Below are 7225 nucleotides of genomic sequence, written 5' to 3' on the forward strand. Positions count from 1 at the left end.
CAGGTAGCAGTGCAAAACGCTCAGCCAAGGGGAGACTTCGCTCAGGTAGCATAGAGATACGCTCGGCTAAGAGAAGAATCGGCTCAGGTAACAATACAAATCGCTCAGCCAAGGGAAAAGACTCCACACAGTTAGCAGTACGATTCGTAAAAGGAAAGAAAGCCAACAGCATATATCAACTGCTGGCTTTCCATTAAGTTCTACCGTTACTCGCGGATTTGCCCATTACCGTGAATGAAATATTTTGTAGAGGTAAGGGCTGGTAAACCCATAGGGCCTCGCGCGTGTAATTTTTGCGTACTAATGCCGATTTCAGCGCCGTAGCCGAACTCAAAGCCGTCTGTGAAACGAGTAGAGGCATTGTGATAGACAGCTGCCGCATCAACGCTATTTAGGAAAGTATCTGCCACTAGTTGATCCTCTGTAATGATTGCTTCAGAGTGATTAGTACCATATTTATTAATGTGCTCAATTGCTTCATACACATTTTCCACCAGTTTTACACTTATCTTTAAATCTAAATATTCAGTTGCGTAATCTTCTTCTGTTGCTGGAAGAGCGAAATCAAGCGCTTGACAAACGAATTCATCGCCGATAATTGTGACACCTGCCTCATGCAAAGCGCTTAGAAGTTGGGACCCATACTCTTTAAACCAATCTGGATGAATGAGTAAGCTTTCTGCTGCATTACATACGGAAGGTCGCTGTATTTTTGCATTCAAACAAATTTTTTCTGCTTTTATGTAATCGGCTGTTTGATCTACATAAATATGACAATTACCAGCACCTGTTTCAAGGACAGGTACAGTGGCCTCTCTTACTACTAAATCAATGAGTGCCTTTCCACCACGAGGAATCAACACATCTAAGTATTCTTTTAGATGGAATAATTCTTTTGCTGTTTCTCGATTTGTATCCTCAATCAATTGTACCGCATCAACAGGAATTGATGTTTTTTCAAGGGCACGATGAATGCTTGTCACTATTGCAACATTTGAGAATTTAGCTGAAGAGCTTCCACGTAAAATTACAGCATTGCCTGTTTTCAAAGATAATGTTGCCGCATCAACGGTTACATTAGGACGGGCTTCGTAAATCATTCCGATAACGCCAATCGGCACCATACGTTTCTCAATTAACAGCCCATTATTCTTTTCTATTCTTTCTAGTAAATTACCTACTGGATCATCTAATTCTACGAGTAGATGGATGGCATTTGCCATTGCTTCTATACGTTCCTTGTTAAGCATAATGCGGTCCAGTGTGGATGCAGGCATTCCTTGCTCCTCACCATGAGCTAAATCCTTTGCATTTTCAGCGATAATAGTATCCTGATCAACAATTAATTGTTCTGCAATTTTTGTAAGAGCACCGTTTTTTTCACAAGTCGTTTTAATATTTAACACGTAGCTTGCCGCTTTTGCCAGTTTTCCTTTTAGTTGAACTTCACTAGTCATGTAAATTCCTCCTTAATTTGTTTGAATTTTTAGCCATTTATCTCGATGAATAACCTCAATTGGGTAGTTTGTTAACTCAGCTGTGCGTTTTCCCATTGCATGTGCTAACTCAAGGGAAGAGTATAATACCTCACCGCGACCAAGCAATCCCTTTTCACTATAAACCTCTACAACATCGCCTTTCTCGAAATCACCTTCCACATAACTGACACCAGCAGGCAGTAAACTTTTCCCATTAGCTAATAACGCATGCTCTGCACCACTATCTATAAAAATTTTACCAGATACTTCCGTGAGTGCAATCCACTGTTTGTTATTTGTTAGAACCGCAAGTGCATCATGCTCAACATATGTGCCATCTCCATGTCCTTCTAGAATATCGACAAGCTTATTCGCACCGTGTCCAGTTCCAATAAATACCTTGACACCAGCATTTAAGGCGGATCTAGCTGCGAGCAACTTGGATTCCATACCACCTGTACCAACCTTAGAGCCTGATCCGTCTGCAAAGCCCAGCATTTCATCGGATACCTCTGTTAAGCGATCAATGCGTTTAGCTTGAGGATTTTTAATAGGATTGGAGTTATACAACCCATTGATATCTGTTAATATGATGAGTTGATCGGCATGTACCAGACCACTAACAAGGGCCGATAGCATGTCGTTATCACCAAAGGTTAGTTCACTGACAGAGACTGTATCATTTTCGTTAATAATAGGCAGTATAGAGCGCTCAAGTAATTCCTCAAATGTGGCACAAGCGTTTTTATAACGTTCTTTTTTTGAAAAATCAGTACGTGTTAATAAAACTTGAGCAGGTACAATATCATAAATGCCAAATAAAGCAATGTAGGTTTGTATGAGTAAGCTTTGCCCAACCGCTGCAGCGGCCTGCTTTCCTTTTACTGTTACAGGACGTGAAGGGTAGCCGAGCTGTTTAAAACCTGCTGCCACTGCGCCTGAAGATACAATTAATACTTCATGACCGTATTTTTTTAACTCAGCAATTGCTTGAACATGATCCATTAAACGTATTTTATCAATTTCACCTTTTGCGTTGGTTAAGGAGCTGCTTCCAATTTTGACGACAATTCTTTTTCTTTCCACGTCTTTTCCCCCTTCATCATTCCTCTAAATTATTCTTTTAGTAGACACAAAGTTTATGTCACTCCGAACTTTTACAATAAAAAAAGCCTTTCATCCTAGAAACTAGGACGAAAAGGCTTGCTTTCCGTGGTACCACCTACATTGAACATCATTGACATTCCACTTTACTCATAACGCTTGAGACTGCGCCTAGTTTGGCTAGGACGATTCACAAAGGAGGTTCATTAGTCTTTCTTGTGCATGCCTTTCAGCCTATGGACATTGCTCTCTAATCAAGTAGTTGCTAAGTACTAGTCTTCGTGCGTTTTAGTATATTAATATGCTTGATAAAGAAGTTCAGTTTTTTTGTAATTGACTAAAGAATGCACTACTTCTTTGTCACTGTCAAGCTGAATAGGAAAGTTAATAGAAAGTTTTGAATAAATGAGAAGGGAATGGTGAGCAAACGAGAATTAAACATAGTTATCTACAATTACTTGAACCACCAAACGGCGATTAGTAGCGGGAGCATAGCAATGACGATTACAAAGAAGCTCCATAGTATCTGTTTCCCCGAAGACATATTTTTGGGTTTAATGCTCATTTGTTCATATAACTGGTTGATGGCACGCTGCTCCTTCGTATAGAGCAATGCTTGAAATTCCTCATAATCTTGGATATAGCTTGAGGGGGGACGAGGACTGAAGCGTAAACTACGAATATCGTCCGTAATTTCTTTAGCACCCATCCAATAGGTAATTACAGGTGCTAATCCTGTAGTTTGTGTAGCACGCACTTCAATGTCATGTGTTTTCATTTTATAATAGACGCTCCCATGCTCGTCTTCATATTGCTCCACAATATCACTTACTGCCATCGACAAACACCTCTTCCTTTAAAACAATGCACCTTGTTTCAATTTGGTTATGTTCATTATAAGATATTGAGGGAGAAAAGTATTGCATTAACGAGCATTATTGAATGAATAATTTTTTTCTTCCAAAATTCATGATAAAGTCATAAACTAACATCAGATGACAGTAATGTCATGTAGTATAATGACAATAAAACCATTTTGGGAATGGTTGAAAGTAATGGAGAGAAGGGGAAGTATTATTGGAGCTTTCAACATTATTAGCTTTTTTAGGAGCAGCAATTATATTAACATTAATGCCAGGACCAGATAACTTATTTGTTTTAGCACAAAGCATTACACAGGACAAAAAGGCAGGTATTGTTACTTCGTTTGGATTATGTACAGGTTTGCTTGTACATATTGGCGCTGCTGTACTTGGTATATCAGCCATTATTTATCAATCGACTGTTATTTTCTCTATTGTGAAATTTGCGGGTGCGGCATATTTACTATATTTAGCGTGGCAATCATTTCGAGCGAAGGGCGATCCATTCACATTGGACCAGCAAAATGCCCAGGCCTACGTAGCATTATATAGAAAAGGAATTTTAATGAATATATTAAATCCAAAGGTCTCCTTATTTTTCTTAGCACTATTGCCACAGTTTGTAAATCCATCCAAAGGTCATGTGGCTTTACAGATGCTTATTTTGGGTATTATCTTTTTAAGTCAAGCACTTTTCCTATTTTCAGTATTTAGTATTTTTGCTAGTAAAGTAAGAAAAGTGATTATAGGGAAGCCTGCAATTGCGAAAAGATTAAATATGGTGCAGGGTGTTATCTTTACCTTTATTGGCATTAAAATTGCACTGAGTAAACAGTAGAAGGGGGAATTGTTCATGGCAATTTTACATATCACCTTTAGCTTATCTACACAAGGTTCCATAAAACATGCGATCCGACAAAACCATTTACAACGTGATGAGTCAGTGATTTGTATTAATGATGTGTTCTCGATTGGTCCTCTGAATAACCTTGAAGAACGACAAAATTGGCTTAAAGCCGTTGTTTTTAGGGATCATGAAGAGTTTGAATTGTATGAGGATTTTCATCAAGATTGGATGAAAAAAATAGACAGATTACCATGTGATGTAGATGTCTGGGTTTGGTATAGCCAAAATACACACGAAGAGATTGGTCTACGCTATGTTATGAGTGAGTTTATCAACAAGTGCAGTATGGTCTATGGAATAGATGCCACAGAAGGCTTGAAACGCATCCAACCCAATATGATGATACGTCATACAGGGGAGCTTTCATCAGAAATGTTTATGAAGCTTCGTCCAGAGGCAAGACGATTTTCTATTAATGAATGTCAGCGACTTGCAAAGGAATGGGAGAACCTGAAACACCACCAAAGTACACTACGTATATGGAAAGATGGTATTGTGCATGTAGAGGAAGATGCATTAGATGCGATTATAATCGAGTGCGCAAAAAGAGTACATGTTCACCAGAATGAAGAATGGTTGCTGCCAGTCCGCATCATTGGTGAGACAATTGGTGCAATAGATGATTATTTAAATGAAGAATTTATCGAAAATCGCTTGAAAGCTCTAGCAAAGAAAGGACTTTTTGAGGTTGACGGTGATTTTTCAGATATTTATTCATATCGAGTAAAATATATTGGAAAGTAAATAAAAAGCGGCGGGTTGACTTATGCAACCTGTCGCTTATTTTTTATCTTTTCTCATAAAAATCAAAAACAAACTGTTGGAATTGTCTTGCTGAAGGCGGGAGATAGCGATTTTCAATCCATGCCATCCCGATGATACGTTCACAGACCATATCTTCCACACGAATTTTAGCTAATTTTTTAGGATTTAAGTCTTCGTCATCAGGCAGTAAAGAGACACCAAGTCCAGCCCCCACAAAACCTGCAATTGTTGATACTTCATCACCTTCGTACGTAATTTTTGGTTTAATTCCAGCGGCATTTAACAAACGATCTGCCGTTCTACGTAATGCATAACCCTTTTTCATCAGAACGAAATTTTCTTGTTCCAGTTCTTTCATTTTGATGCTTTTGCGATGAGCAAACGGATGATCGATAGGCACCATGATAAAAAGCTCATCACGCCACAACTCTCTCCAGCAAACAGGAGGTTCTGTGTCAATTGCTGCCAGTAAGCAGATGTCTAGTTCTCCTGCCAGTAATTGCTTAAGTTGTGAGTGAGAGTAATTTTGAGTAAAGTGAAAGCGGATATGGGGGTGCTGTAGACGAAAAGCACGGATTAAATCTGGTACAATGCTAGTTCCAAGAGTATGTAGAAAACCTAGTGATACATCACCAAGCTCAGGATTATTGAGCTCCTGTAATTCTAAAACTGCTTTTTCATATTCCTTGCGCATACGTTGAACTCGATACAAAAAAAGTTCCCCGTATCGGTTGAGCATAATGGAACGCCCTTGACGGTCAAATAAAGGAACTCCTAATTCTTCTTCAAGTTTTGAAATTGAACGGCTTAATGCTGGTTGAGAAATCGCTAATGCTTCCGCAGCACGTGTCATATGCTCAAGCTTTGCAACTGTTGCAAAATACTCTAATTGTTGCCACTCCATTTCCTCAACACCTCTATTTCCGTATTTTTTGAGCTAACTGCATTATAACGAGAAAAGAGTAGGAAGTATAGGTAACATAAAAAATATTAAAAAGAATTCGTACTGAAAATAACCGAATCCAAATTTTGCACTTTTAAAGTATGAAGAAAAGGCGATTTAATACGTTTTAACCTAACATCGTTAATGCGTAAAATGCATCAATATGATAAAAACTATAAATTGTACATTATTAATAAAGGGTGTTAAGATAGACACATAAAATACACAATTACAAATTTCCGTGAAGGGGATACTATAAAATGAAGTTTATAAAGCCACAACCTCTAACAATCGAGGGAGGCAAAAAAGCCGTACTATTACTGCATGGATTTACAGGTAGCACAAAAGATGTTAAAAAGCTAGGAGAATTTTTATCCAAACGTGGTTATACCGTTCATGCACCAATATATAGTGGGCATGGTGTAGAGCCAGAAGCATTATTAGAAACAAAACCAGAGGATTGGTGGAACGATGTTGTGGAAGGTTATAACTTCCTACAAAGTAAAGGCTATGAAGAAATTGCTGTAGTAGGAATTTCACTTGGTGGCGTATTCTCATTAAAAGTAGCTGAGAATTTTCCAGTAAAAGCGTGTGTTGCCATGTGTGCACCAATTACACGTGATAACTCAAAAGGCTTATTTACTCGTTTATACCATTATGCTCGTTTATATAAACACTTTGAAAATAAATCAAAGGATCAAATTATTTCAGAATTACATGAGCTTCGTATTACTCCTAAAGATTCATTAGATGGAGTGACACGTTTAACTACTGAAACTCGAGAAGAATTATCAACAATTCAGGCACCAACATTAGTCATGCAAGGTTCTTTAGATGATGACCTATATCAAGAGAGTGCACCTTTTATCCTAAATACAGTAAAAACAGATGATAAAGAGATTATCTGGTATGAAAATTCCGGTCACATTATTACGCTAGATAAAGAGCGTGATAAAGTATATGAGGATGTATATAAATTTTTAGATCATGTAGAGTGGTCTGTAGCAAACTAAGAGCTGTCTGCTGACAGCTCTTCATGTTGTTGAAATACTATTATGTCAATGAAATCAAGGTGACAAATTAAAAAGTATAGCTCTTTTTCAAAACGAGGGGTTGATCTCCGTTCCGACTGAGTGCTTTCCTGGGGGCGTCCGATGAGCCGCTT

General features: G+C 38.2%; 7 protein-coding genes. 3 read left to right on the forward strand and 4 right to left on the reverse strand.

What is annotated here, in order from left to right; all coding sequences use genetic code 11:
• Positions 1-206 precede the first annotated feature (206 nt).
• From AC3WOM_RS20370 to AC3WOM_RS20380, 3 genes are all read right to left on the reverse strand, one after another.
• Positions 207-1457, reverse strand: a complete 1251-nt coding sequence (locus tag AC3WOM_RS20370; RefSeq protein WP_492448125.1) for a glutamate-5-semialdehyde dehydrogenase — start codon at positions 1455-1457, stop codon at positions 207-209.
• Positions 1458-1469: 12 nt separating this feature from the next.
• Positions 1470-2564, reverse strand: coding sequence for a glutamate 5-kinase (gene proB / locus AC3WOM_RS20375; protein ID WP_492448126.1), 1095 nt, complete (start codon positions 2562-2564; stop codon positions 1470-1472).
• Between the two features lie 472 nt (positions 2565-3036).
• Positions 3037-3420: a sodium:proton antiporter gene (locus AC3WOM_RS20380; RefSeq protein ID WP_427545107.1), complete on the reverse strand. Its 384-nt coding sequence runs from the start codon at positions 3418-3420 to the stop codon at positions 3037-3039.
• A 239-nt stretch (positions 3421-3659) separates the two neighbouring features.
• Between AC3WOM_RS20380 and AC3WOM_RS20385 the strand changes: the two genes are divergently transcribed.
• Together AC3WOM_RS20385 and AC3WOM_RS20390 are read left to right on the forward strand one after the other, a co-directional pair.
• Positions 3660-4283 carry a LysE family translocator gene (locus AC3WOM_RS20385; protein WP_427545109.1) on the forward strand — a complete coding sequence of 208 codons (624 nt, stop codon included), beginning with the start codon at positions 3660-3662 and terminating at the stop codon, positions 4281-4283.
• 15 nt (positions 4284-4298) lie between these two features.
• Complete coding sequence (locus AC3WOM_RS20390; RefSeq protein ID WP_427545111.1) at positions 4299-5096, forward strand: DUF1835 domain-containing protein; 798 nt, start codon at positions 4299-4301, stop codon at positions 5094-5096.
• A 43-nt stretch (positions 5097-5139) separates the two neighbouring features.
• On the opposite strand, the gene AC3WOM_RS20395 is transcribed toward AC3WOM_RS20390, so the two are convergent.
• Positions 5140-6021: a LysR family transcriptional regulator gene (locus tag AC3WOM_RS20395; protein ID WP_427545113.1), complete on the reverse strand. Its 882-nt coding sequence runs from the start codon at positions 6019-6021 to the stop codon at positions 5140-5142.
• 299 nt (positions 6022-6320) lie between these two features.
• On the opposite strand from AC3WOM_RS20395, the gene AC3WOM_RS20400 reads away from it, so the two are divergent.
• Positions 6321-7073 carry an alpha/beta hydrolase gene (locus AC3WOM_RS20400; RefSeq protein ID WP_427545115.1) on the forward strand — a complete coding sequence of 251 codons (753 nt, stop codon included), beginning with the start codon at positions 6321-6323 and terminating at the stop codon, positions 7071-7073.
• Positions 7074-7225: the final 152 nt, after the last annotated feature.

It is taken from the genome of Lysinibacillus sp. FW301-JW8 (genome assembly GCF_058788755.1).

Excerpts from the sequence above, each read along its gene's own strand:
- AC3WOM_RS20370 (WP_492448125.1), bottom strand. The coding sequence starts at position 1,457 with ATGACTAGTGAAGTTCAACTAAAAGGAAAACTGGCAAAAGCGGCAAGC.
- AC3WOM_RS20400 (WP_427545115.1), top strand. The coding sequence starts at position 6,321 with ATGAAGTTTATAAAGCCACAACCTCTAACAATCGAGGGAGGCAAAAAA.
- AC3WOM_RS20380 (WP_427545107.1), bottom strand. The coding sequence starts at position 3,420 with ATGGCAGTAAGTGATATTGTGGAGCAATATGAAGACGAGCATGGGAGC.
- AC3WOM_RS20395 (WP_427545113.1), bottom strand. The coding sequence starts at position 6,021 with ATGGAGTGGCAACAATTAGAGTATTTTGCAACAGTTGCAAAGCTTGAG.
- AC3WOM_RS20390 (WP_427545111.1), top strand. The coding sequence starts at position 4,299 with ATGGCAATTTTACATATCACCTTTAGCTTATCTACACAAGGTTCCATA.